The following is a 21,581-nucleotide window of genomic DNA, read 5'->3' as shown; positions in this document are numbered from 1 at the left end:
ATACGGGCAACCGTATCGGGAGTTCGAATCTCCCCCTCTCCGCCATTTTGCTCAAAAATCGAGCGCTCACCTTAATCCAGGCGCCACATAGGTTCATGCCCCTGAGCGGCACACATGATCCCAGCGACGGCACGTCCCTGGAAGCACCTCAAGTCCGGCGTCGACGAGTTCCGCAGGCGGGTCCTCGGGCGGCCTCTCACGATCATCGGCAACCGCGAGGGGAAGCGCAGCCTCGGGACCAAAGGCTGAGGCCTCGACTCTGAGGAGCGAGTGCCATTTGCACCCCTTTTAACGGGCCGATAGTAGGGCCTGTCGAGTATTGGTCACCGGTTCCGGTGATGTGGAAGCGAGGGCTATAGAATTGCAAAAGCGTCAATTCGGGGCGGGAGGCCCGTCTGTTGGGGCGGTCGGACTTGGCTGCATGAGCTTCGGAGGCATCTACGGCCCCACCAGCGAGGCCGAGAGTCATCGCACGCTGCACCGCGCCCTTGAACTCGGGATCGACCACCTGGATGTGGCAAACATCTATGGCAACGGCGTCTCCGAGGAGGTGATCGGCTCTTTTGTGAAACGGCATCCAGGTCGCTTCACCATCGCAACCAAGGCAGGCATCAACAATGGCCCGCCCCGCAGCTTCGACAATTCCCCTTCTTATTTGCGGGAGTGCCTGGAAGGATCACTCCGGCGGCTGGGCGTCGATCATGTCGATCTGTTCTACATCCACAGACGCGAGCAGGCGCGACCCATCGAGGCTGTGGTTGAAACGCTGGTTCGCCTCAAGGATGAAGGTAAGATCGGCGGAATAGGATTCTCCGAGATCTCGCCAGCCTCCCTTGAGAGGGCGTGCGCCGTTCACCCCATCATGGCCGTACAGAATGAATACTCCTTGTGGACGCGGCTTCCAGAACTCGGGATGATCCAAGCGTGCAAGCGCCTTGGGGTGGCTTTCGTTGCGTTCTCTCCCTTGGGCCGCGGCATCTTCTCCGAAACTCCGCTGGATCCTGCAACATTCGCAGACACTGACTTCCGAAAGACCAACCCACGTTTCATGGAGCCGAACTTCAGCTACAACAGAAAAGCCATCACCCGCTTTGCTGATTTCGCCCGAATGAAAGGGCACTCGCCGGTGGCTCTAGCGCTTGCCTGGGTTCTTAGCCGCGGAGACCATGTCATCCCGATTCCTGGGACACGCTCGGCCGAGCATCTCACTGAAGCTGCAAACGGCGCGGCTATCCAACTGTCCCAGGAGGACCTGGCAGAGATCAAAGCTATTCTCCCGGCGGGCTTTGCGCATGGAGACCGCTACTCCGAAGCGCAAGCGGTCGGTCCGGAGCGCTACTGCTGACAGGCGCCGGAGGCTGCGCTTCCTCCGGTAGGCTCTTCTGGACATAGCACATTGAGTATCGTCGCCTTTGCGACACATCAGATGCGGCTGTGCTTCTCATGGAGCGCCGAGGACCAGGTCACGAGGCCGGGAGCAGCCCAGCTGTTGCTATTGCAGCCTTGTATCCAAGGGAATGGACAGCAGGACACTCCCCAATGGACAGACAATGTCGAGCTGCCATCCCCGCCATTCCTCGTTCACCTGATCAGCTTTCTCCCGGATCGACTGGACAGCTCGCAGCGCCAGGCTCTGTGCCGCATCCAGATCGGCGACTTCAATTCCCGTTCTGTCGGGAATGACCTCCTGACCATACACAAGGTGAAAGTAACAGCGCATCGAGGGACCTCTGCCAACTGGTGGATTGAGGCTCAGTCTGGATACTTTCCTAAGGGAGGCGGTGCGCTGAAGCACCTCGCTCTCGAACGCCCAAGGACGAGCTTTCAGTTCCAGGTCGCAAATGGCTGGATCAGGCCTGCCCGGACAGCAGGTGAGGATCGCAAACGCTCTGTTTGCGGCGAGATCATCTAACCCTCCTTGAGGACTTTCCAGATTCCCTGGGCGGAGGCAACGGTCCGCTCACCGACGACTAGAGTTCCACGCATGAACAGGATCGAGCGGGTGCTCCGGACCGCCTGCGGCGTAACCTCGACGAATTCGCCGATGCAGACGGGCGCGATGAACTGGGTGTCGAGCTGGATCGTCGCCTGCGGCAGCCCGCCCTTGACCTCCCTGGCAGTCAGGCCGAGGGCCTGATCGGCAAAGGCCATCAGCATGCCGCCATGGACGACGCCCCGGCGGTTGAGGTGCTTCTCCTCGGCCACGAAGCCGAACCTGGGGTCCTCCCCACCGGCGTGCTGCCATAAAGGGCCGACGAGTGTCATCAGACCGGGCTCGTCATCGCGCACTCTCCATCCCGCCCCGGCAGGATCGAACGGCTGGGTCGAGGGCTCCTGAGACAGCGGCGGCCTGTCACTCATCGCACATTCCTCACAATGCCCTTTCAACCAATGAGCGCCTGTGCCCCCAACCGGTCGATGTCCTGCTCGGACATTCCAAGCTCGCAGGCCAGGACCTCACGCGTGTTCTCGCCCAGACGCGGCGGTGCCGTCGGCCTTCGGACGGGAGTGTCCGACAGGCGCAGGGGCGAGGCCGTCAATTTAATGCTTCCGTGACGGGCATCGGGCACCTCGATGACGACTTCTCGCTCCGCGATTTCGGGACTGGCGAAAACCTGGGACACGTTGCGAACCTGGCCCGCCGGAACCCCGGCCCGCTTGAGCGCTCCGATCCACTCGGCTGTTCTTCGCGTCCTGAACACTTCAGCGAGAGCCGGGATCAGAGTAGAGCGATTGAAAACGCGATCACGATTCTTCCTGTAGCGCTCGTCATCCCAGAGACCGGGGCGCTCGAGCACCTTGATGCAGAGGTTCCTGAACTGCTGATCGTTCCCGACAGCCAGGGCCAGAACCCCGTCGGCCGTATCGAAGATCTGGTACGGCACGACGGTCGCATGCGCGTTGCCGAATCGCTTGGGTTCATTGCCTGTGGCGAGATAGCCGGTGCCGACATTCGCCAGCAGGGCGACCGCGGATTCAAAGAGGGAGATGTCGATGAGCTGTCCCCGCCCGGTTTTCCCGCGGGCGAGGAGCGCAGCGAGGATGGCCTGCGTGGCGTTCATGCCGGTCACCACGTCCGTGATCGCGATCCCGTGCTTCATGGCCGCTCCGTCCGGCTCGCCTGTGATCGCCATGAGACCGCTCTCGGCCTGGATGGCAAAATCGTAGCCGGCCTCCTCGGCGCGGGAACCGGTGCGGCCATAGCCTGAGATCGAGCAGTAGATCAGGCGCGGGTTGATGGCCACAAGCTGCTCGTATCCGAGGCCGAAACGCTCCAGCGCCCCCTTGCGGAAGTTCTCGACGACAATGTCGGCCTTGGCTGCGAGGCGGCGCACGACCTCCTGTCCCTCAGGGGTCTTCAGGTCGAGCGCGACGGACATCTTGGAGCGGTTGCAGCACATGAAGTAGGTGGACTCGCCACCGATCTCCGGCGGCATCCAGCTTCGCGTGTCGTCCCCACGTGCGGGCTCCTCAATCTTCCACACGTCTGCTCCCAGATCAGCGAGCGTCTGAGTGCACCAGGGACCCGCGAGCACGCGCGAGAGATCGAGGACTTTCACTCCCTGCAAGGGCAGCATGGATCTCTCCTACTCGGCCGCGATCATATGAAGGCCCGGGCCGAGATGGGCGGCCCCGTCGATCTGGATGAGCTGACCGGTCATCAGCCGCCCGGCCGGGCTGGCGAGAAACGCGACCAGTTCCGCAACCTCCTCGACAGAGGTCGGGATTCCCATGGGGGTCGCCTCGACGAGACGGTCGAGCATCGGCCGGGCCGCCTCTCCGGCCAAACCTTCGGTGACCACCGTGCCGGGGCCGATGCAGTTGAGCCTGACGCCGTCCTTCGCCCATTCGAGGGCGAGCGAACGCGTCATTCCGAGAACACCGGCTCGCGCGGCGATCGAGTGCGCGAGGCCCATCGAGCCACGGTCGACACCCGAGAGGGAGATGTTCGCCACGCTGCCGCGCCGCGCCTTGAGATACGGATAGGCAGCCTTAGTCACCGTGAAGACGGCGCTCAGGTTGAGGTCGATGACCGAGTCCCAGCCCCTCCGGCTGATCCCGATGCCCGGAGCGAAGAACTGCCCGCCGGCGTTGTTGACCAGAAGGTCGATGCCGTGCGCCTCGCCCACTTCGTGAACGAGCGCCTCGACCGCCTCCGTCTCGCGGACGTTGCAGGGCTTGTACGTGAATGTTCCGGACTTTCCCTCGGCGAGCCTGCCAGTCTCCTCCAGCATTTCAACGCGCCGCCCCGTTCCGAAGACCGCCATGCCGAGTTCGACAAGCCGCAGCACGATGGCCCGTCCGATGCCCGAACCCGCCCCGGACACAAAAGCGGACTTCCCCGCAAAAAGACCGTCGCGGAGCACGGATGCATCGTAGGGCTCGTTGTAGGAGGATGACATGATCTGGCTCCGGTTCATTCGGCCTGACGGCTGCCGCCAAGCGGCGGGGCTGGCGAGCGGGCGATCCGCTCACCGTCGAAAAGGGCTGGAAAGCTCGGCACATGTTCGCCGGTATCAAGCCCGCGGGTCACCGCTCCCTCACGCAATCCGCGGATCATCTCCACGGCGCTGACCGGGTCGCGCACGGCTCCGGCCGGGATGGCGAGTTGGTTCATGACGGCGAGAGCCGCCTCGCAGGTGCGCTGGGCGGTCCAGGCTCCGACCTTTTCGTCGAACTTCTGGGCACAGGCGATGCGTTCAGCGATCGGTGCATCGCGCCCGCCGACGAGGGGCTTCAGCTTCGCCCAATAGGGATCGAGGCCGCCATAGATGTAGATGTGGCCATCCTGGCACGAATAGACGCCCGACGGCGCCGAGGCCCGGTCCCGGTTGCCGGTGCCCGGCGCAGGCTTCCCGCCTTCTGAAACGAGCAGGGCCGCGGGCCCGAGGAGCATGGCGGCGGCGATCTCCATCATGGAGATATCGATGATGCAGCCCTCCTTGCGGTCCGGCTCTGCCAGAGCCATGGCTGTGGAAAGCGCGGCATAGAGGCCGGAGAAGAAATCCGCGGGCCAGCTCGTGGAGATCCGCGGGCTGCCGTCCTCCGCCCCGTTGAGCCAAGCGAAACCGCTCTCGCATTGGGCGATGGTATCCATGCAGGTCCTGTCATCCTGCTGCCCATAGCCAGAGATCAGGGTTGCGATCAGGTGCGGGAATCGGCGCCGAATGGAGGCGGCGTCGAGTTCGAGACGCCGCAGGGCCCCGGGAGCCAGGTTGCACACGAGGGCGTCCGCGGAGCCGAGCAGCTCGGCGAGCCGCTGCCGGTCTGCCTCCTGACGCGTATCGATGATCAAGCTCGCCTTCGACGTGTTGAAGCTGCGGGTATAGACGCTCCCGAAGGCGGTGCCGGGCAGTCCCCGCGAGCCGTCCCCGGTCGGTGCCTCGATCTTGATGACCTCCGCTCCAAAGTCCGCGAGCAGCTGAGCGGCCGTCGGCCCGGCAATGAACTGCGCCAGCTCGATGACGCGTTTCCCTTCAAGTGGGCGCGGCGCTGCCATGACCCTACTCCATGATCACGCGCTTGGCCTTGTGGACCGTGCGAGGCAAGGTGCCAGCCGGCAGCACCTCGACGATGAAGCGGACCTGCAGGCGCTCGCGCAGACGCGCAGCGAGCGTCTCGCCCAGATCGGCAGGCGCATCCTCCATGCGCTCCACGCGCAGCTTCACGCCGGTCAGGAAGCCGCTTTTCGGATCCTTGACGGAATCGTCGATGACGAGGACGTACTCATTGGTCGTCCCTGGAAAGGCCCTGACGATGTCCTCGACGGCCGTCGGGAATAGATTGACACCGCGCACGATCAGCATGTCGTCGGCTCGCCCGAGCACGCCGCCCTTCAGCGTCGCATGGGTGCGTCCGTCCGGTGTCGGCGTCCGGTCGCGCACGACCACGTCACCGGTCCACCAGCGCACGAGCGGACAGGCCTCCTTGTCGAGATGCGTCAGAACGAGAACGCCGCGTTGCCCGTCCTCGACCGGCTCGAGAGTGTCCGGGTCGAGGATCTCGACGTGGATGAAGTCCTCTGCGATCTGCGGACCAAGCTGAAGGGCGGTGTCCCAGCCGATGGGCTGGCATTCGAGCGCGCCGTAGCAGTCGAACATCTTTGCGCCCCACATGCGCTCCAGGCGCTCGCGGGTACCGGGAATGCTCGCACCAGGTTCGCCGCCGATGCACACCATCCTGACAGAGGATGCCGCCAGATCGACGCCCATCTCCTCGGCCGCTTCCGCCACATGCGCCATGAAGGACGGCGTTCCGATGACGGCCTTGGTTCCATATTCCAGGATTGTCTCGATCTGCCGCTTGGTGTCCACGGACCCGCCCGGAATCACGAGCGCGCCGATGTATTGCGCCGCGAGGGTCGCCCCCAGCCCTCCGACGAACCAGGAATAGTTGAACATGCACTGGAAGACGTCGCCCGCTCTCAGCCCCTGCGCATAGAGATAGCGCGCATAGAGATCGGCCCAGCGCTCGACATCCCGCTTCGTCCACAGAACCGGCGATGGCCGCCCCGTCGTGCCGGACGAGAAATGAACCCGGACCGCCTCGTCGAGATTGACCGCGCGAAGCGTCCCGAACGGTGGATCGGCCTGAAGCCCCGCCACATAGTCAGCCTTGCGGGTGATCGGCAGACGGTGCAGGTCGTCCAAGCTCTTCAGATCCGCCGCCCTAAAGCCTGCCTCCTTGAAGACCTGCTTGTAATAGGCGCTGCGCTCTTCGACCCGGGCCAGCTGCTTCTTCAGTGCCGTTAGCTGGAATTCCTCGATCTGGTCGCGGGACCAGAGCTCGACGGGATCCCAGACGTCCTTGGAATGGGGGCGGGTCAATTGCGCATTCACGGCTAGGCTCCCTTGAGAATTCCACGCATGGCGAACCCGGTCAGCGTCCGGGCGATCTCGGCAATGTCCTCGGGCTTCTGCAGGCGGCGCGGCACGTACCACACGGTCAGCCAGTTCAGGGCTCCGAAGAACGGCTTGGTGGTAAGGCGCGGCGGCAGGTCGACGAAAAGCCCGTCCCTGATGCCGGTATCGATGACCTCCGCGAAGATCTGCTCGTAGTCGTCGCGCAGGCGGATGATCGAGCGCAGGGTCTTGGCATGACGTGCGGCAACCGCGCCCAGAAGCTCGCGCTCGAGCCCGCGTACGGCGACCTTCTGCATCGGCAGATCTTCCATCAGGATCGTCGCATGACGGAGCGCCATCGCCTCAAGGCGTTCCGCTGCATTGCCCCCCCCTCGGGCAAGCGGCTCGATCTCGCGGATGAGACGCTCCATGGCCGCGATCTGCACATCGAAGTACAGCTCCGCCTTGCTGTCGTAGTAGTGATAGATGCGCCCCTTGGTCGCCCCGAGCCGTTCCGCAACGGCATCAATGGAGGTGGCCGCGAAGCCGAACTCCATGAAGACCTCGGCCGCAGCGCGTACGATCTCGGTTCGCGCCTCGTTGCCGTTGACCGTCTTAAGGGACGAGCTGTCAGCGTCCATCACGCACTCCGTCTATGCGAGGTTTCCTCCTGCCCTGCGGCAGAAGCATCCTCGACTTCTTTGCGCACGGCGCGCGCCAGGACAAGACGCTGGATCTCGGATGTCCCCTCGTAGATCTCGAGAATGCGCTGGTCGCGATAGAGGCGTTCGGCGACGCAGGGCTTGCAATAGCCGAAGCCGCCCCAGATCTGCACGGCCGCATCGGCTGCGCGGTGGGCAACCTCGGAGCTGTAAAGCTTGGCCATCGCCCCCAGGTTGGCGACGTCCCTCCCCTCGTCATAGGCCTTGGCGGCCTCGTAGAGCATCATGCGGGCAGCGGAGATCTCCACAGCCATGTCCGCCAGCTTGAAGCCGATGCCCTGATTGTCGACGATGGCATGACCGAAGGCCCGGCGCTCCACCGCTCTGGTCGAGGCCTCGCGATAGGCGGCAAGCGCCAGACCGAGAGACTGTGCGGCCACCATCACCCGCCCGACATTGAGGGTCTGGAAGGCAAGGCGCAGCGCCCGGTTCACCTCGCCGATGCGGGCCTCGTCCGGCACCACAAGATCGAGCTTCAGGTTCGACGTCTGCGTGCCGCGGATGCCCATCTTGTCGGAGAGCTCGTCGATGACGGCCCCGTCCTGCTCCTTGTCGACCATGAAGGCCGAGATGCCCCGTCCGCCTGCGGCAGGATCCGACTTCGCGAAGACCACGTAGTAGCGCGACGCGCCGCCGTTGCCGATCCAGTACTTCTCACCCCGAAGGCGCCAGCCGTCCCCCTCGCGGGTCGCCGTCGCCGTGATCGCTGCGGCGTCGGAGCCCGCGTCGCGTTCCGACAGGGCGAAGCTCGTGGCGACGCCTTTCGTCATCTCTCCCAGATAAAGCTTCTTCTGATCGTCCCGCCCGGCCAGGAGGACCGGGAAAGCCCCGAGCTGATAGGCGCAGAGAATGGCCGCCGTGGACGAACAGCGGGAGCCGATCCTCTCCACGACAGCGACAGTCGACGTGAGGCTGGCTCCCTCGCCGCCATAGTCCTTCGGGATGAAAAGGCCGGCGAGCTTGCTGTCGACGAGGCGCTGAACGTTCTCCCAGGGATAGCGCTGCTCACGGTCGAGCTCCTCAGCCAGGGGAGCGAAATCCTCGTCCGCCAGTTTCGCAGCAACGGAGAGCCAATACCTGGAGTCGGAATCCAGGGCGGGTTGCCAGATGACGGTCATGTTTAGCTCCTCTCAGGGATGGTTTTGCCGAGCGGCATGGTGCGTCGAGGGAAGAGGCTGCGAAGCGGCGCGAAGAGTCCGACGATGCCGTTCGGCAGGAATGCGAGCGTGACGATCAGGACGCTTCCCAGGATGATCTTGTCGACATAGCCGCCGAAGGAGAAGAACTTCTCCTGAACCAGGATCAGAGCGACGCCTGCGAGCGGCCCGAGCAGCAGGCGGCGTCCCATCACGACGACCGCCGTGAGCATCAGGATGAGGAAGTAGGCCTCAAGGACGTCCGCACTGATATAGGCGCGCTGATAGGCATAAAGCCATCCGGCGGAAGCGGTGATGGGGGCGGACAGCAGAAACACCTGCAAGCGGGTCCGCTGCGGATCGACACCGGATGTCACTGCCAGCCTCTGGTTGAGATGCACCATCATGGCCGCCTTTCCCAGCTTCGAGCGGCGGAACGAAGAGACCATGTAGATGGCGACCACAAGCAGCAGGTAGGCGACCGGCCAGAGCTCCTGGTCGTTGCGGGCGCTGAAGCCGAGCAGCGAGATCTCGAAGAGGGGAATGCCGCGCAACCCGTCGGAGCCGCCGAGAAAGCTCCAGTTCTGTGCAATCGTCGCCGCCACGACTGCCACCGCATAGGTGACAAGGGAGAAGACGAACTCACGCAGCTGCAGGGTCACGAGGCCCAGCAGGGCCGCAACCGCCAGGGCCACGAGGATCGAACCGGCCAGGGAGAGGATCGGCCCCAGGCCGGCGCTGGCGGAAAGCAGCGCTGTGGTATAGGCGCCGACCGCGAAGAAGACGGTATGGGCAAGACTGACCTCGCCGAGGTCGGAAACAATGATGTCCAGCCCGTACGACATGACCGCAAAGATCGCGATCAGAACGCAGGCCGCGTAGATGGCGCCCGAGCCGCCGAGGGCCATCGGCACGAAAAATCCGAGGACAGCGAGAGCTGCGAACAGGACGGTTTTCAGACCCGAACTCATGATCAGCGCCCTCCCGGGCTGACGGCCAGACCGCCGGGCCGGATAACCAGCACCGCGATCAGAACCGCGAAGGCCGCGGCCATGGCATAGGCCGGCGAGACGAAAGCTCCGAAGAAGGCAACGAAGAGACCAAGCGCGAGACCTGCAAGATAGCTGCCCAGCACGCTGCCGATGCCGCCGAGAACGACCACGACGAAGGTGATGATCACCTCTTCGAAACCCATGGAGGTCAGGATCGGCGTCCGGGGCGCCACAAGAGCTGCAGCCAAGGCGACCGCTGCCCCTTCGAAGGCGAACACGCCGAGATAGACCCGCTTCACGTTGATGCCGGCGAGCTCCGCCAGCTGCGGATCCTCTGCAACCATGCGGGCGAGCCGGCCGAGGCGCGTGCGGTCGATGATGTACTTCAGCGCCGCAAAGAAGAGGATGGTCACGACGACGATAGCGATATCCTGGTAGGTGAACCAGAGATCGCCCCAATAGATGTCCTGCATCGACAGGGGAGTCGAGAGGATCTGTCCGGTGGAGCCGAAGAACAGGGCTGCCGCGCCGTGCAGCACATAGCCGAAGCCCAGCGTGACGATCATGATCGACACGAGATCCTGCTTCAGGGTGAGCTGAAGCAGGACGCGCTGCATGATGTAGCCGACGACGACGCCGATGAGCATGGCGAGCGGAATGGCCAGAATGTAGGGCAGACCCAGCCGCGAGATGCCGTACCAAGTTACGAATGCGCCCAGCATGTACATCTGGCCGTGCCCGAAATTGACGAGCCGGGCGACCCCGAGGAGCACGGTCCAGCCGATGGCAATGAGCGCATAAGCGTGGCCGAGGACGATACCGTTGATGAGCTGCTGCGTAAGATTCATCAGACATGCGCTCCGAGATAGGCCTCAGCGATCCGTGGGTCGTCCCGCATTTCGGATGCAGGCCCTTCGGCGAGGATGCGCCCGCGTTCGAGCAGGACCAAGCGGTCGACAACCTCGATGGCGGCATGGACATTCTGCTCGACGAGGAGGACGGTGAGCCCTGAATCGACGAGAGAGCGCACGGTTTCGAGAACGGTCGAGACAAGCCGGGGGGCCAATCCGATGGAGGGTTCGTCGAGAAGGAGCGCACGCGGACCGAGCCTGAGCGCCCGGGCGATTCCGAGCATCTGCCGCTCGCCCCCCGAGAGCTGAGACCCGAGATGGTGGCGACGCTCGTAGAGTCGGGGAAAGAGCGAGTAGACCTCGTCCGTCGAATAGCGTCGCCTCCCCTGATCGGTGGGGGCGCCATCCATTGTCGATGCGAGATTCTCCTCCACGCTCATCTGCGTGAAGACCAGCTTTCCCTCAGGAATGAGCAGCAGCCCGGCCTTGACCCGCTCATGGGGAGGCAGGGCGGAGACATCCCTGCCGTCGAGCAGCACCTTGCCGGAGACTTTCGGAGAACCGCGCGACCACCCGAGAAGGCTGTTCACGAGGGTCGACTTCCCTGCCCCATTGGCGCCGACGACGCCGACGAGCTCCCGCTCGCGGACCGCGATGCACGGCAGGTCGAGTGCGAGATTGCCGCCGTAGGCGACCTTGAGATCCGTGGCCTCAAGAACCGGTCGGGTGCTCATTGGGCGCGCCCCAGATAGGCTTCGAGGACTCGCGGATCGGACTGGATCTGTTGCGGCGAGCCGGTGGCGAGCAGCCGACCCTGCTCGAGCACGACGATCTTGTCCGCGACCGACATGATGAGATCCATGTGATGCTCGATGACCACCAGAGCCAGTCCTTCCTGCTTGAGCGAGATCAGAAGGTCGATGAGATGCGTCATGTCCACGCCGCCGAGACCGGCGGCGGGCTCGTCGAGGAGCAGGGCCTTCGCCCCGCTGCCATAGGCGAGCGCAATGGAGAGCATCCGCTGCGTGCCATATGGAATGTTGGTGGGCTTGAGCCCGTGATAGGCCTCCGGGATGCCGAAGCGCAAGAGGCGCTGCCGCGCATCCTCGACTGCATCCCGCCGCCGGCGCGCTTCCGTGAACGGGAGCAGCGCCGTGGCCAGGAGACCTGTTCCGTAACGGTCCTGGAGAACCGTCATCATGTTCTCCAGCACCGTCATCTCGTGGAAGAAGGCATTCTGCTGGAACGCCCGCTTCAGGCCGCGCTCGGCGAGGAGATGCGGCGCGATGTCCGTGACCTCCTCGCCGTTCAGGAAGACCTGCCCCCTTCTGCGAACCAGATGCGTGACGGCATCGTAGCAGGAGCTTTTTCCGGCGCCGTTGGGGCCGATGATCCCGAGGATCTCGCCTTCGCGGACGCTCCAGGTGACGTCGTCGAGGGCGATGAGTGCGCCATAGCTGACGCCCAGGCCTTCGACGCGCAGAACCGGTCCCGTGACGCCGGACATTGCAGTACCCTCAGTTCGAGGCCGGACGAACGACGATCTTCTGGTCTTCGACCGTGAAGAGCTTGTGATTGGACTCGAGCTGGCCATTGGAGGCGAACTTGACGTCTCCCATGATGGTGCCCTCGAAGCTGCCCCCGCGGATGCGCTTAGCGAGAGGCTCCTTGTCCAGCGACTTCAACTCGTTCGCTGCCTTGGCCCAGACCTGCAGGGCCGTCGCGCCGAGGGCCATGTACTTGTCGGGCGTATAGTTGAACATCTCCTGCGTCTTCTTGACGAACTTCTGGTTCTCCGGGTTGGAGGCGAAGGGCTCCACATCCGGGAAGTAGATGTCAGCGCCGATCACCCCGTTGGCAGCTTCGCCCGCAACCTTGATCACGCTCGGCGCGACCGTACCCACCGCCGTCACCAGCTTGCCGGGAAGACGGCTCTGCTTTGCCTGGCGGATCAAAGCCGGCATGCCGAGGCCTTCGTTGGCGTTGATCGCCACCGTCACGTCCGGATTGGCTGCCCGCACGTTGGTCAGGGCGACGCGGAAATCGGCCTGGCTGAACGGAAATTTCTCTTCCGCAACCTTTTCGTATTGATAGTTCATTTTCGTCAGCTCGGCCTCGATGGCCTCCTGCGCGCCGTTTCCGTAGGCGTCGTTCTCCGTGAGGAAGGCCACGCGTTTGGCTCCGCTGTCCGCGATGTATTTCGCGATGACCGCACCATCCTGGGAATTCGAGCTGTTGAGGCGCACGGCGAGCGGATTACCTTCGCCGGAGAGGATCGGATCCGCCTTCGAGATCGCGGTGATGTCGAGGATGCCTGCGCGGTTGATCACCGGCTGCATGGCAAGCGTGACAGGGCTGTTCCAGCCTTCAATGATCACCGAGACTCCCTCGGAAATGAGCTCATTGGCGCGAGAGACGCCGACGGCAGGCGTCGATTCGTCGTCACGCGAGACGATCTCGATCGGCCGGCCCATCACGCCACCCGATTCGTTGATGATGGAAGCCATGGCCTGGATGGCCTGGGTGACGTGCTGCCCCTGAGGGCCAGCCCCGCCGCTCAAGGGAAAGATGACGCCGACCTTGACCGGCTGCTGAGCCTGGGCATGCACCGGCCCTGCAAAAGCGAGGGCGCCGAGCGCCGCCGCTGCAAGAATCTTCAGAACCTTCATGAGCCTTCCTCCTGTTTGAACGTCGTTCTCGTTTTTATTATTTGAGCCACGATACTGATGAGTATGCTCCCGTGTCAATCATGATGCGCGCTCGTCACAATGTACGGCAATTCAGGCACTTTCTGCTGCAGCGCAGCAATATGAATGCCCCTCTTGCGCACATACTGCATAGTATGTAGCCTCTTGTTCGGAAATAGGAGCAGACATGTCAGCCAGCGACGATGCTTCAGTCAGGGTCGAGAGGACCGACGCCGTCCTGATCCTAACGATCGACCGCCCGGCGGCCCGCAATGCGCTCAATCCGGGCATTCTCGAGCGCTTGGCCGCAGAGCTTGCCGCCGCCGACCAGGACCCGGCGATTCGCGCTGTCGTCGTAACGGGCGGCCCGAAGAATTTCTCGGCCGGAGCGGATATCGATGTTCTCGCCGGCCACTCGCCCGCATCTTACATGGCCTCTCCTACCCGTCGTGCATTCGAGAGCATCGCGCGCACGGAAAAGCCCATTGTGGCGGGCGTCGCCGGCTTCTGCCTCGGCGGAGGATGCGAACTGGCGCTCGCCTGCGACCTGATCATCGCCGCAGACAATGCGGTCTTCGGACAGCCCGAGATCAATCTCGGCATTATTCCAGGCGCCGGCGGCACGCAGCTCTGGCGCTCCAGAACCGGATCGGGGCCTCAGATCGAGGCCGCGCTGCTTGGGCATTTCGTCGATGCGTGGACAGCGCGGCGCATCGGCCTTGCCGATGAGGTCGTGCCCGCGGAGCGCATCGTGGAAGCAAGCCTCGCAAAGGCACGCGCCATTGCGGCGAAGGCGCCCCTTGCGAGCCGAGCGGCGAAGGCCGCACTAGGCAGTATCGCAACGATGAACCTGCACGCTGCCCTGGCCCACGAGGTTTCGCTCATGGCCGGACTTCTCGGCACCGAGGACGCCAAGGAAGGCACCGCGGCCTTCCTCGAAAAGCGCCCTCCTCAATATCACGGGCGCTAGACGGCATGACGGACCATCTGCAAAGCCCCGGTGCGCTGCATCGGATCGAATTCTCCGGCACCGAGACGGATGCTGAGCGCCTCGCACGCATGAGGCGCGCCTTCCGCGAAGCCGAGAAAGCCGCCGTTCTCGTCCTCGCCGGCTCCTTCGATGGAGATGTCACGGATCCTGAAGCTCTTCGAGATCTGACGAACCTCCTGCTGGAAACTCCCCTTCCCGTCTTCGCCCTGCCCTCCGGCTCTGTAGGCAGGCGCGGGATTCCGCTCATGCTCGCAGCGGATCAGGCCGTGATCGGTTCCGAGACGAGCATAGACGGCAATTGGCGGACTTCTCCCGGCCTGACGGCCCTTCTCCACCATCGCGTAGGCTCCTCGCGCGCCCGGGCGGTCCTCTTCTCGTTAGCGACCGACCTGCTGGCAATCCTGGTCGAGAACGGTTTTGCGGTCCGCTCGAAAGATCCTGCCGCCCACATCCGTCAGGTTGCGGAAACCCTGGAAGAGGATGGAATCGGGCGGCGTATCAAGCGCAGCCTCCAGGCCTCCACGGAGCTGCCGCTCAAGGAGGCGCTCGCCTTCGACTTCTGGTTCTCCCATAACGCCCAAGGAGGTGCGCCATGAGCACCGATCCCCGTTTCGGCGGTCCAGGGCCGGACGAAGTGTGGCGCACGGCACTCGATGAGGGCCGCTTCCTGCTGCAGCATTGCCGGACATGCCATGCTTGCCGCTTTCCGCCTGCCATGGTCTGCGGAGCCTGCGGTTCTTCCGATCTCGAGTGGAAGGAGGCGTCCGGGAGCGGCAAGGTCTATTCGGCAACGACCGTGCGCGAGCGCGACAACAGCTACAACGTTTCGCTGATCGATTTGGCTGAAGGCGCGCGCATGATGAGCAGTGTCGGCGGTGTCGCGCCCGACGAGGTGCGGATCGGGATGGAGGTCCGGGCGCGCATCGTCCGGGAGCCGGAGGCCATCGTCCTGTTCGAACCGAAAGAGGGAGGTGCATGGTGAGCCATCCGCTTCGCGGCCGCGCGGCCATTGCCGGCATCGGCAACACCAAGCGCTGGAACGCTCCCGGGCGCACGCCGTTCGACCAGATGCAAGAAGCCGCCATCCTTGCGCTCGAGGATTGCGGGATCGGGTTGAAGGATGTGGACGGACTCTTCTGCGCCATCTCATCTTCCGGCCTTCCGGTCCTCAATGCGGCGGAGCGCCTTGGGGTATCCGTGCGGCATGCCGACGGCACCATGGTCGGTGGCGCTTCGTTCCTGTTCCACCTCCAGAACGCCGTTTCAGCTCTCGACCACGGCTTATGCGACGTTGCTCTGGTCTGCTACGGCTCCAACCAGTTGAGCGCTGGGGGGCGGCTTGTCTCCATGCCGGACCCACAGCCCTATGAGGCTCCCTACAGGCCACGTTATCCGATCTCGAGCTATGCGCTGGCCGCTGCACGACACATGCACGATTACGGCACCACCCGCGAGAACCTCGCTGATGTCGCGGTGGCGGCACGCGCCTGGGCCAATCTGAATCCGGATGCCTTCGCCCGCGGGCCGCTGACCCGTGACGAGATCCTGTCGTCAAGGATGGTCAGCGATCCAATCACCCGGGCCGATTGCTGCCTCGTGACCGATGGCGGCGCTGCCTTGGTGCTGACCCGGGCGGACAGGGCGCGCGATCTCGCCAAACCGCCGATCTACGTTCTCGGGACCGGCACCGCCATAAGCCACCGGCAGATCGCGGCGATGCCGGACCTGACCACGACCGCCGCCGTCGAGTCGGGCCGGAGAGCCTATGACATGGCGGGCGTCGGCCCGTCCGGCATCGACCATGTGATGGTCTATGACGCTTTCACGGTCACGACGCTTTTGTTCCTGGAGGATCTCGGCTTCTGTTCAAAGGGAGAAGGCGGAGCCTTCGTGTCGAGCGGCGCGATAGCGCCTGGCGGCGCACTCCCGGTGAACACGAATGGCGGAGGCCTCTCGTGCAATCATCCAGGCATGTACGGGCTGTTCACGATCATTGAAGCGGTAGAGCAGTTACGCGGCGACTGCGGCGAACGCCAGGTCCCGGGAGCGGAGGTCGCTCTCGCCCATGCCAATGGCGGTGTGCTTTCGAGCCAGGCGACCGCCATTCTCGGAACAGCAGCAACCATTTGAACGCAGGGAGAATTCGACCATGGCAGGGATGCTGGACGGCAAGGTCGCCATCGTCACAGGCGCGGGCCAGGGCGTTGGCAGGGCGATCGCGGAAGGCTTGGCCAAAGCCGGCGCGAGCGTCGTCATCAATGATGTCGGCGTCACGCTGACGGGGGAGGTCGAAAACGCCTCCGCGGCCGAGGAAGCCGCGGCAGCGATCCGCAATGCCGGCGGACGGGCGGCTGCAAGCCGCGACTCGGTGTCCGAGTGGGAAGGCGCTGAGCGCATCGTTCAGGCGGCACTCGACAATTTCGGCCGGGTCGACATCGTCGTGAACAATGCCGGGATCCTACGCGACGCAATCTTCCACCGCATGGCGCCGGAGGAATGGCGCGCCGTGATCGACGTGCATCTTCATGGCAGCTTCAATGTCAGCCGGGCGGCCGCCACTCATTTCCGGCAGCAGCAATCCGGCTCCTACGTCCACATGACCTCGACGGCCGGGCTGATCGGCAATTTCGGTCAGGCGAACTACATGGCCGCAAAGCTCGGCATCGTCGGTCTGTCTCGCGCCATCGCCATGGACCTGCAGCGCTTCAATGTCCGCTCCAATTGCATTGCGCCTTTTGCCTGGAGCCGGATGGTCAGCTCCATTCCGACAGAGACCGAAGCCGACAAGATCCGCGTCGCCAAGCTCAAGCAGATGACGCCCGAGAAAATCGCGCCCATGGTCGCATTCCTGGGATCGGACGCCGCCAAGGACATCTCCGGCCAGGTCTTCGCGGTTCGCAACAACGAGATCTTCCTGATGAGCCAGCCCCGTCCCGTGCGCTCGCTCCACCGCGGCGAGGGCTGGAGCCCCGAGGCGCTGGCCGAACAGCTCCCCGGAGCCTTCGGCCCATCCCTGACGCCGCTCGAGCGCTCCGCCGACGTTTTCTCCTGGGACCCGGTCTGACCCATGCCTCTCGATCCCGAAAAGCTTTTCGCGCTCCGTTTTCCCGAGATCCGCCAGACCTTCACCTGGCGGGACAGCATCATCTACGCTCTTGGCCTTGGATTCGGCCTCGACCCGATGGATGAGCGGCAGTTGTGCTTCGTCGATGAGACGAAGCTGAAGGCTGTGCCGACCATGGCAAATGTGCTCGCCTATCCGGGCTTCTGGATGCGGGATCTCGACACCGGCATTGATTGGGTCAAAGTTGTGCATGGCGAACAGGCCATGCGCCTCCATCGTCCCCTTCCACCGGAGGGCGAGGTCGTCGGCCGCACCCGCATCGTCGATCTCGTCGACAAGGGCGAAGGTAAAGGCGCACTCGTCTATGCCGAGCGGGTCATCACGGACGCGGCCACCGGCGAGACGCTTGCGACGCTTCTCCAGACCGTGTTCTGTCGCGGCGATGGCGGCTTCGGCGGCAAAAGCGAGACTCCCCGCGTGCCGCATGCCATCCCGGAGCGTGCGCCGGACCTGAGCGCCGACGTGCCGACGCATCCCCAGATAGCGCTGATCTATCGCCTCTCGGGCGACCTCAATCCTCTTCACGCAGACCCTGCCATCGCCAGCAAGGCCGGGTACGACCGCCCGATCCTGCACGGCCTCGCGACGTATGGCGTCGCGTGCCACGGGCTGATGGCTGCGCTCTGCAATTACGAACCAGAGCGGGTTCAGGCACTCGAAGGACGGTTTTCCGCGCCGGTTTTCCCCGGCGAGACAATCACGATCGACATCTGGCGGGAGGAGCCCGGACGGGCCGCCTTCCGGGCGCGGATCGCGGCTCGCGACGCCGTGGTTTTCAACAATGGCCTTTTCGAATACGCGGCCTGAGGAGACAAAAATGGATTTCAGGCTCACCGACGACCAGCGCGCCCTGCAGGAGAGCGCCCGCCGCTTCGCGCAGAACGAGTTGCCGACACTCGCCAACAAGATCGAGGAGACGGCGCATCCCGTCCCGCACGACTGGCTCAAGCGCTATGCCGAGATGGGCTTTCTCGGCATCAATGCGGATCCTGAACTCGGCGGGCTGGGCCTGTCCCATCTCGACGCCCTCCTCGTGATGGAGGAGTTCGCGACAGTTTCGGTCGGCGTAGCCTTCCCGATCTTCGAATGCTGCACCGGACCTGTGAGAATCGTCGAAAAGCTGGGCAGCGTTGCCCTGCGGGAGCGTGTTGTACCCAAGGTCGTTGCAGGCGAGATGCTCGTCGCAATCTCCATGTCGGAGCCTGATGCGGGCACGGCCCTCACGGACCTGCGCACCCGCGCCCGCCTGGAAGGCGACGCCATCGTGATCGATGGAGCCAAGCGCTGGTGCTCGGGCGCCGGTCACTCGGAAGGCTACGTCGTCTTCTGCCGCTTCGACGGGACGCCCGGCGCCAAGGGCATCGGTGCCGTCTTCGTGGACCGCGATACCCCGGGCCTGAGCTTCGGCCCGCAGGAAGAACTCATGGGCTTTCGCGGGGTGCCGTCGGCCGATATGCATTTCGAGAACGTGCGGGTGCCGCGCGAGAACCTTCTCGTCGGCCCGGGCGGCTTCCCGAGCCTGATGGGTCTGTTCAATATCGAGCGCCTCGGCAACGCGACCATGGCCCTCGGCGTCGCGGCGGGCGCGCTCGAGCATGTGACCGCGTACGTCCAGGAGCGCAAGCAGTTCGGAAAAGCCATTGTCGATTTTCAGGCGGTGCAGATCCGCCTCGCAGAAATGGCCATGAAAGTCGAGGCTTCCCGCCTGATGATCCACCGGGCGGCCGCCAATGCGGGCACGGGTCTGCCGAATGTCCGCGAGGCGTCCATGGCGAAGTGCTACGCCAACGAGATCACCCGCGAGGTCACGGCAACCGCCCTGCAGCTCATGGGCGGCTATGGCTATGCCAAGGAATACGGCATGGAGCGGCGGCTGCGGGACTCCTTCGGCTGGGGCATCGCAGGCGGCGCCATCGACATCCAGAAGGTCAACATCGCGGCCGAGCTCGTCGGGCGGCGCTTCGACCAGCGAAAGTGAGGCGGACGATGACGGGAAAGACCGTTCTGATCGCCGGAGCGACGGGTGTCGTCGGAAAGGCTGCCGTGGAGCACTTCAAGAGCCTGGGCGGCTGGACCACGATCGCCCTGTCCCGCCGCCGACTGGATATCCCGGATGATGGTTCGTTCCGTCATGTCGCCGTCGACCTGCGCGACCCCGAACCCTGCCGTTCAGCGGTGGCGGCCATGCCCGAGGTCACGCATCTCGTCTATGCCGCACTCTACGAGAAGCCGGGGCTCGTCGAAGGCTGGCGCGATCCCGAGCAGATGGCGACGAACCTCGCCATGCTGCGCAACCTGCTGGAACCTCTGCTGGAGAAATCCAGAAGCCTTCAGCATGTGAGCCTTCTCCAGGGCACGAAGGCCTACGGCATTCACATCCACCGCATCGCTGTTCCTGCGCGTGAGCGCTGGCCCCGCGACCCGCACGAGAATTTCTACTGGCTGCAGGAGGATTTTCTGCGTGACGCTGCGGCCAGCCACGGCTTCGGCACCACGATCTTCCGCCCGCAAGTGGTCTTCGGCGATGTCGTCGGCGTAGCAATGAACCTTACGCCCGTGATCGGGGCCTACGCGGCCATCTGCCGGGAAGAGGGATTGCCCTTCTCCTATCCGGGAGGACCAGCCTACGTGCTGGAGGCTGTCGATGCCCGTCTCATAGCGAAGGCCCTCGCCTGGGCGGCCGTGGCCCCGACCGCCCGCAACGAGACCTTCAACATCACGAACGGCGACGTCTTCGTCTGGCAGAATGTCTGGCCGGCCATCGCGGGCATGCTGGGCGTCGAGCCGGGACCTGACAAGCCCATGTCGATGGGCGAGTTCATGCCCGCACAAGCGGCGGCTTGGGACCGGATCGTGAAGAAGCATGGCTTGCGCCCCCTGTCGCTTCGGGACGTGCTCGGCGAGTCGCACCACTATGCCGATTTCACCTTCGCCTATGGCGCACAGCGCAGGCCGCCACCTGCCCTCGTGAGCACCATCAAAATCCGGCAGGCCGGCTTCGCCGACTGCATCGATACGGAGGATATGTTCCGGGATCTGTTCCGGAGCCTCGAAGCCAAGCGGATTCTGCCGCCGGTGCGCGGCTCATGATCGGAATGCAAAAAGGCAATGTAAGGGAGGATGACATGACGGAGAAGCGCTGGGTTCGGAGACCTGAAGGAGCGAACTGGGGGGATTTCGGACCCCACGACCAGATCGGGCGCATGAACCTCCTGACTCCCGAGCGGCGGCTCCGCGCCATTCGCGAGGTAACGCACGGCCGGACCTTCACCTTGAGCCTGCCCCTCGATTATCCCGGAGGCAACACGCTCTTCGAGTACCGCAAGGAGCCGCGCTTCTTTCACGAGCGGCGCGGGCCGGGGCACAACTACAACTTCCGCCTCAGCAATGTCTGCGGCTGCTTCTCCGATATCGTCTCGGACGACGCCGTTCTGCTCTATACGCAGTACTCCACCCAATGGGACGCCCTGAGCCATGTCGGCCAGCTCTTCGACGCCGATGGCGACGGCATGGTCGAGAAGGTCTACTACAACGGGTACCGCGGCGGCATCGACATCGTCGGGCCGGACGATGCGCCCGAGGCCCGCGGAGCCCAGGCGCTCGGCATCGAGAACCTTGCAACGAGCGGCGTCCAGGGACGAGGCGTTCTCGTCGACCTGGAGGCGCGCCACGGCCGCAGCCGCGCCATTGTCGGCTATGAGGAACTGATGACGATCCTGGACGAACAGGACGCTTCCGTGGAGCCGGGCGACTTTCTCTGTCTCTACACCGGCTTTGCCGACCTGATCCTCGAAATGGGCAAGAAGCCCGAACGTGAAACCCTGGCCTCCTCCTGTTCCGTCCTCGACGGGCGGGACGGGCGCCTGCTGAACTGGATCACAGATTCAGGAATCGTTGCGATCTGCGCCGACAACTTCGCCGTTGAGGCGTACCCGGCGAAAGAAGGCGCCGGTGAGATCTATCCCGGCCTACCCCTGCATAACCACTGCCTTTTCAAGCTCGGAATCCATCTCGGCGAACTCTGGTATTTCGCCGATCTAGCCGAGTGGCTGCGCAGCAACGGGCGCTGGAGTTTCCTCCTGACGGCTCCTCCCTTGCGGCTCCCCGGCGCTGTCGGTTCGCCGGCAACACCGATTGCGACCGTGTAAGGATACGCTTGTTTGCAATCACCAGAATCTGGCTTGGCTCCATGCTAAAGCATCGGACGGTTAAACGGACGCATAGCCGGCAGCCCTG

The 21,581-nt window shown here is 64.1% G+C and carries 24 protein-coding genes; 11 read left to right on the top strand and 13 right to left on the bottom strand.

Translation table 11 applies throughout. The annotated features are described in order from the left end of the window. Positions 1-114 precede the first annotated feature (114 nt). Positions 115-249 (top strand): hypothetical protein, encoded by a 135-nt coding sequence (locus LG661_RS25160; RefSeq protein WP_268995498.1) that lies wholly within the window; start codon positions 115-117, stop codon positions 247-249. A 91-nt stretch (positions 250-340) separates the two neighbouring features. After that, positions 341-1,345, top strand: coding sequence for an aldo/keto reductase (locus tag LG661_RS20830; RefSeq protein ID WP_268995499.1), 1,005 nt, complete (start codon positions 341-343; stop codon positions 1,343-1,345). Between the two features lie 147 nt (positions 1,346-1,492). Here LG661_RS20830 and LG661_RS20825 read toward each other — a convergent pair whose 3' ends face one another. The 13 genes from LG661_RS20825 to LG661_RS20765 all read right to left on the bottom strand — a co-directional run bounded on the left by LG661_RS20825 (position 1,493) and on the right by LG661_RS20765 (position 13,212). After that, a complete protein-coding gene (locus LG661_RS20825; protein ID WP_230533913.1) occupies positions 1,493-1,720 on the bottom strand; it encodes a DUF6894 family protein in 228 nt (75 codons plus the stop codon). Positions 1,721-1,908: 188 nt separating this feature from the next. Further along, complete coding sequence (locus tag LG661_RS20820; protein WP_230533911.1) at positions 1,909-2,361, bottom strand: PaaI family thioesterase; 453 nt, start codon at positions 2,359-2,361, stop codon at positions 1,909-1,911. A gap of 23 nt (positions 2,362-2,384) precedes the next feature. After that, positions 2,385-3,578, bottom strand: coding sequence for a CaiB/BaiF CoA transferase family protein (locus LG661_RS20815; RefSeq protein ID WP_230533910.1), 1,194 nt, complete (start codon positions 3,576-3,578; stop codon positions 2,385-2,387). A 9-nt stretch (positions 3,579-3,587) separates the two neighbouring features. Further along, on the bottom strand, positions 3,588-4,403 hold the full coding sequence (locus LG661_RS20810; RefSeq protein WP_230533908.1) for an SDR family NAD(P)-dependent oxidoreductase: 816 nt from the start codon (positions 4,401-4,403) through the stop codon (positions 3,588-3,590). Positions 4,404-4,417: 14 nt separating this feature from the next. Beyond that, positions 4,418-5,500, bottom strand: a complete 1,083-nt coding sequence (locus tag LG661_RS20805; protein WP_230533906.1) for a CoA transferase — start codon at positions 5,498-5,500, stop codon at positions 4,418-4,420. Positions 5,501-5,504: 4 nt separating this feature from the next. Then, a complete protein-coding gene (locus LG661_RS20800; RefSeq protein ID WP_230533905.1) occupies positions 5,505-6,839 on the bottom strand; it encodes a phenylacetate--CoA ligase family protein in 1,335 nt (444 codons plus the stop codon). A 2-nt stretch (positions 6,840-6,841) separates the two neighbouring features. Continuing rightward, positions 6,842-7,483, bottom strand: a complete 642-nt coding sequence (locus LG661_RS20795) for a TetR/AcrR family transcriptional regulator (protein ID WP_230533903.1) — start codon at positions 7,481-7,483, stop codon at positions 6,842-6,844. After that, positions 7,483-8,682 carry an acyl-CoA dehydrogenase family protein gene (locus tag LG661_RS20790; protein ID WP_230533901.1) on the bottom strand — a complete coding sequence of 400 codons (1,200 nt, stop codon included), beginning with the start codon at positions 8,680-8,682 and terminating at the stop codon, positions 7,483-7,485. The genes LG661_RS20795 and LG661_RS20790 overlap by 1 nt, the downstream gene beginning before the upstream one ends. Positions 8,683-8,684: 2 nt before the next feature. Beyond that, positions 8,685-9,671: a branched-chain amino acid ABC transporter permease gene (locus tag LG661_RS20785; RefSeq protein WP_230533900.1), complete on the bottom strand. Its 987-nt coding sequence runs from the start codon at positions 9,669-9,671 to the stop codon at positions 8,685-8,687. Between the two features lie 2 nt (positions 9,672-9,673). After that, a complete protein-coding gene (locus tag LG661_RS20780; protein ID WP_230533898.1) occupies positions 9,674-10,540 on the bottom strand; it encodes a branched-chain amino acid ABC transporter permease in 867 nt (288 codons plus the stop codon). Further along, positions 10,540-11,277 carry an ABC transporter ATP-binding protein gene (locus LG661_RS20775; protein ID WP_230533897.1) on the bottom strand — a complete coding sequence of 246 codons (738 nt, stop codon included), beginning with the start codon at positions 11,275-11,277 and terminating at the stop codon, positions 10,540-10,542. Before LG661_RS20775 ends, LG661_RS20780 begins: the two co-directional genes overlap by 1 nt. Continuing rightward, positions 11,274-12,050, bottom strand: coding sequence for an ABC transporter ATP-binding protein (locus LG661_RS20770; RefSeq protein WP_230533895.1), 777 nt, complete (start codon positions 12,048-12,050; stop codon positions 11,274-11,276). The genes LG661_RS20775 and LG661_RS20770 overlap by 4 nt, the downstream gene beginning before the upstream one ends. A gap of 10 nt (positions 12,051-12,060) precedes the next feature. Beyond that, positions 12,061-13,212 carry an ABC transporter substrate-binding protein gene (locus LG661_RS20765; RefSeq protein WP_230533894.1) on the bottom strand — a complete coding sequence of 384 codons (1,152 nt, stop codon included), beginning with the start codon at positions 13,210-13,212 and terminating at the stop codon, positions 12,061-12,063. A 205-nt stretch (positions 13,213-13,417) separates the two neighbouring features. On the opposite strand from LG661_RS20765, the gene LG661_RS20760 reads away from it, so the two are divergent. From LG661_RS20760 to LG661_RS20720, 9 genes are read left to right on the top strand one after another with little or no spacing between them, the layout of a single operon-like run. After that, positions 13,418-14,200 carry an enoyl-CoA hydratase/isomerase family protein gene (locus LG661_RS20760; protein WP_230533892.1) on the top strand — a complete coding sequence of 261 codons (783 nt, stop codon included), beginning with the start codon at positions 13,418-13,420 and terminating at the stop codon, positions 14,198-14,200. Positions 14,201-14,205: 5 nt separating this feature from the next. Further along, positions 14,206-14,817 (top strand): hypothetical protein, encoded by a 612-nt coding sequence (locus LG661_RS20755; protein WP_230533891.1) that lies wholly within the window; start codon positions 14,206-14,208, stop codon positions 14,815-14,817. Next, on the top strand, positions 14,814-15,203 hold the full coding sequence (locus LG661_RS20750) for a Zn-ribbon domain-containing OB-fold protein (RefSeq protein ID WP_230533890.1): 390 nt from the start codon (positions 14,814-14,816) through the stop codon (positions 15,201-15,203). The genes LG661_RS20755 and LG661_RS20750 overlap by 4 nt, the downstream gene beginning before the upstream one ends. Next, complete coding sequence (locus tag LG661_RS20745) at positions 15,197-16,351, top strand: thiolase (RefSeq protein ID WP_230533889.1); 1,155 nt, start codon at positions 15,197-15,199, stop codon at positions 16,349-16,351. Before LG661_RS20750 ends, LG661_RS20745 begins: the two co-directional genes overlap by 7 nt. Before the next feature lie 19 nt (positions 16,352-16,370). Then, positions 16,371-17,285 (top strand): SDR family NAD(P)-dependent oxidoreductase, encoded by a 915-nt coding sequence (locus tag LG661_RS20740; protein WP_230533888.1) that lies wholly within the window; start codon positions 16,371-16,373, stop codon positions 17,283-17,285. A gap of 3 nt (positions 17,286-17,288) precedes the next feature. Continuing rightward, a complete protein-coding gene (locus tag LG661_RS20735; RefSeq protein ID WP_230533887.1) occupies positions 17,289-18,152 on the top strand; it encodes a MaoC/PaaZ C-terminal domain-containing protein in 864 nt (287 codons plus the stop codon). 10 nt (positions 18,153-18,162) lie between these two features. Beyond that, complete coding sequence (locus tag LG661_RS20730; RefSeq protein ID WP_230533886.1) at positions 18,163-19,323, top strand: acyl-CoA dehydrogenase family protein; 1,161 nt, start codon at positions 18,163-18,165, stop codon at positions 19,321-19,323. A gap of 8 nt (positions 19,324-19,331) precedes the next feature. Continuing rightward, entirely contained in the window at positions 19,332-20,435 is a 1,104-nt protein-coding gene (locus tag LG661_RS20725) for an SDR family oxidoreductase (protein ID WP_230533885.1), read from the top strand. Between the two features lie 35 nt (positions 20,436-20,470). Then, positions 20,471-21,493: a cyclase family protein gene (locus tag LG661_RS20720; protein WP_230533884.1), complete on the top strand. Its 1,023-nt coding sequence runs from the start codon at positions 20,471-20,473 to the stop codon at positions 21,491-21,493. Positions 21,494-21,581: the final 88 nt, after the last annotated feature.

The sequence above is a fragment of the Microvirga roseola genome, assembly GCF_020866965.1.
Classification (GTDB): domain Bacteria; phylum Pseudomonadota; class Alphaproteobacteria; order Rhizobiales; family Beijerinckiaceae; genus Microvirga; species Microvirga roseola.
Note: the sequence above shows the minus strand (reverse complement) of the source record. Positions and strands in the feature narration are given on the sequence as shown.

Bases quoted from the DNA above. Each gene is read 5' to 3' on its own strand.
- LG661_RS20820 (WP_230533911.1), bottom strand. From the start codon at position 2,361: ATGAGTGACAGGCCGCCGCTGTCTCAGGAGCCCTCGACCCAGCCGTTC.
- LG661_RS20770 (WP_230533895.1), bottom strand. From the start codon at position 12,050: ATGTCCGGCGTCACGGGACCGGTTCTGCGCGTCGAAGGCCTGGGCGTC.
- LG661_RS20755 (WP_230533891.1), top strand. From the start codon at position 14,206: ATGACGGACCATCTGCAAAGCCCCGGTGCGCTGCATCGGATCGAATTC.
- LG661_RS25160 (WP_268995498.1), top strand. From the start codon at position 115: ATGATCCCAGCGACGGCACGTCCCTGGAAGCACCTCAAGTCCGGCGTC.
- LG661_RS20735 (WP_230533887.1), top strand. From the start codon at position 17,289: ATGCCTCTCGATCCCGAAAAGCTTTTCGCGCTCCGTTTTCCCGAGATC.
- LG661_RS20765 (WP_230533894.1), bottom strand. From the start codon at position 13,212: ATGAAGGTTCTGAAGATTCTTGCAGCGGCGGCGCTCGGCGCCCTCGCT.
- LG661_RS20725 (WP_230533885.1), top strand. From the start codon at position 19,332: ATGACGGGAAAGACCGTTCTGATCGCCGGAGCGACGGGTGTCGTCGGA.
- LG661_RS20730 (WP_230533886.1), top strand. From the start codon at position 18,163: ATGGATTTCAGGCTCACCGACGACCAGCGCGCCCTGCAGGAGAGCGCC.
- LG661_RS20750 (WP_230533890.1), top strand. From the start codon at position 14,814: ATGAGCACCGATCCCCGTTTCGGCGGTCCAGGGCCGGACGAAGTGTGG.
- LG661_RS20815 (WP_230533910.1), bottom strand. From the start codon at position 3,578: ATGCTGCCCTTGCAGGGAGTGAAAGTCCTCGATCTCTCGCGCGTGCTC.
- LG661_RS20740 (WP_230533888.1), top strand. From the start codon at position 16,371: ATGGCAGGGATGCTGGACGGCAAGGTCGCCATCGTCACAGGCGCGGGC.
- LG661_RS20775 (WP_230533897.1), bottom strand. From the start codon at position 11,277: ATGAGCACCCGACCGGTTCTTGAGGCCACGGATCTCAAGGTCGCCTAC.
- LG661_RS20720 (WP_230533884.1), top strand. From the start codon at position 20,471: ATGACGGAGAAGCGCTGGGTTCGGAGACCTGAAGGAGCGAACTGGGGG.
- LG661_RS20810 (WP_230533908.1), bottom strand. From the start codon at position 4,403: ATGTCATCCTCCTACAACGAGCCCTACGATGCATCCGTGCTCCGCGAC.
- LG661_RS20785 (WP_230533900.1), bottom strand. From the start codon at position 9,671: ATGAGTTCGGGTCTGAAAACCGTCCTGTTCGCAGCTCTCGCTGTCCTC.
- LG661_RS20760 (WP_230533892.1), top strand. From the start codon at position 13,418: ATGTCAGCCAGCGACGATGCTTCAGTCAGGGTCGAGAGGACCGACGCC.
- LG661_RS20780 (WP_230533898.1), bottom strand. From the start codon at position 10,540: ATGAATCTTACGCAGCAGCTCATCAACGGTATCGTCCTCGGCCACGCT.
- LG661_RS20745 (WP_230533889.1), top strand. From the start codon at position 15,197: ATGGTGAGCCATCCGCTTCGCGGCCGCGCGGCCATTGCCGGCATCGGC.
- LG661_RS20790 (WP_230533901.1), bottom strand. From the start codon at position 8,682: ATGACCGTCATCTGGCAACCCGCCCTGGATTCCGACTCCAGGTATTGG.
- LG661_RS20825 (WP_230533913.1), bottom strand. From the start codon at position 1,720: ATGCGCTGTTACTTTCACCTTGTGTATGGTCAGGAGGTCATTCCCGAC.
- LG661_RS20795 (WP_230533903.1), bottom strand. From the start codon at position 7,483: ATGGACGCTGACAGCTCGTCCCTTAAGACGGTCAACGGCAACGAGGCG.
- LG661_RS20805 (WP_230533906.1), bottom strand. From the start codon at position 5,500: ATGGCAGCGCCGCGCCCACTTGAAGGGAAACGCGTCATCGAGCTGGCG.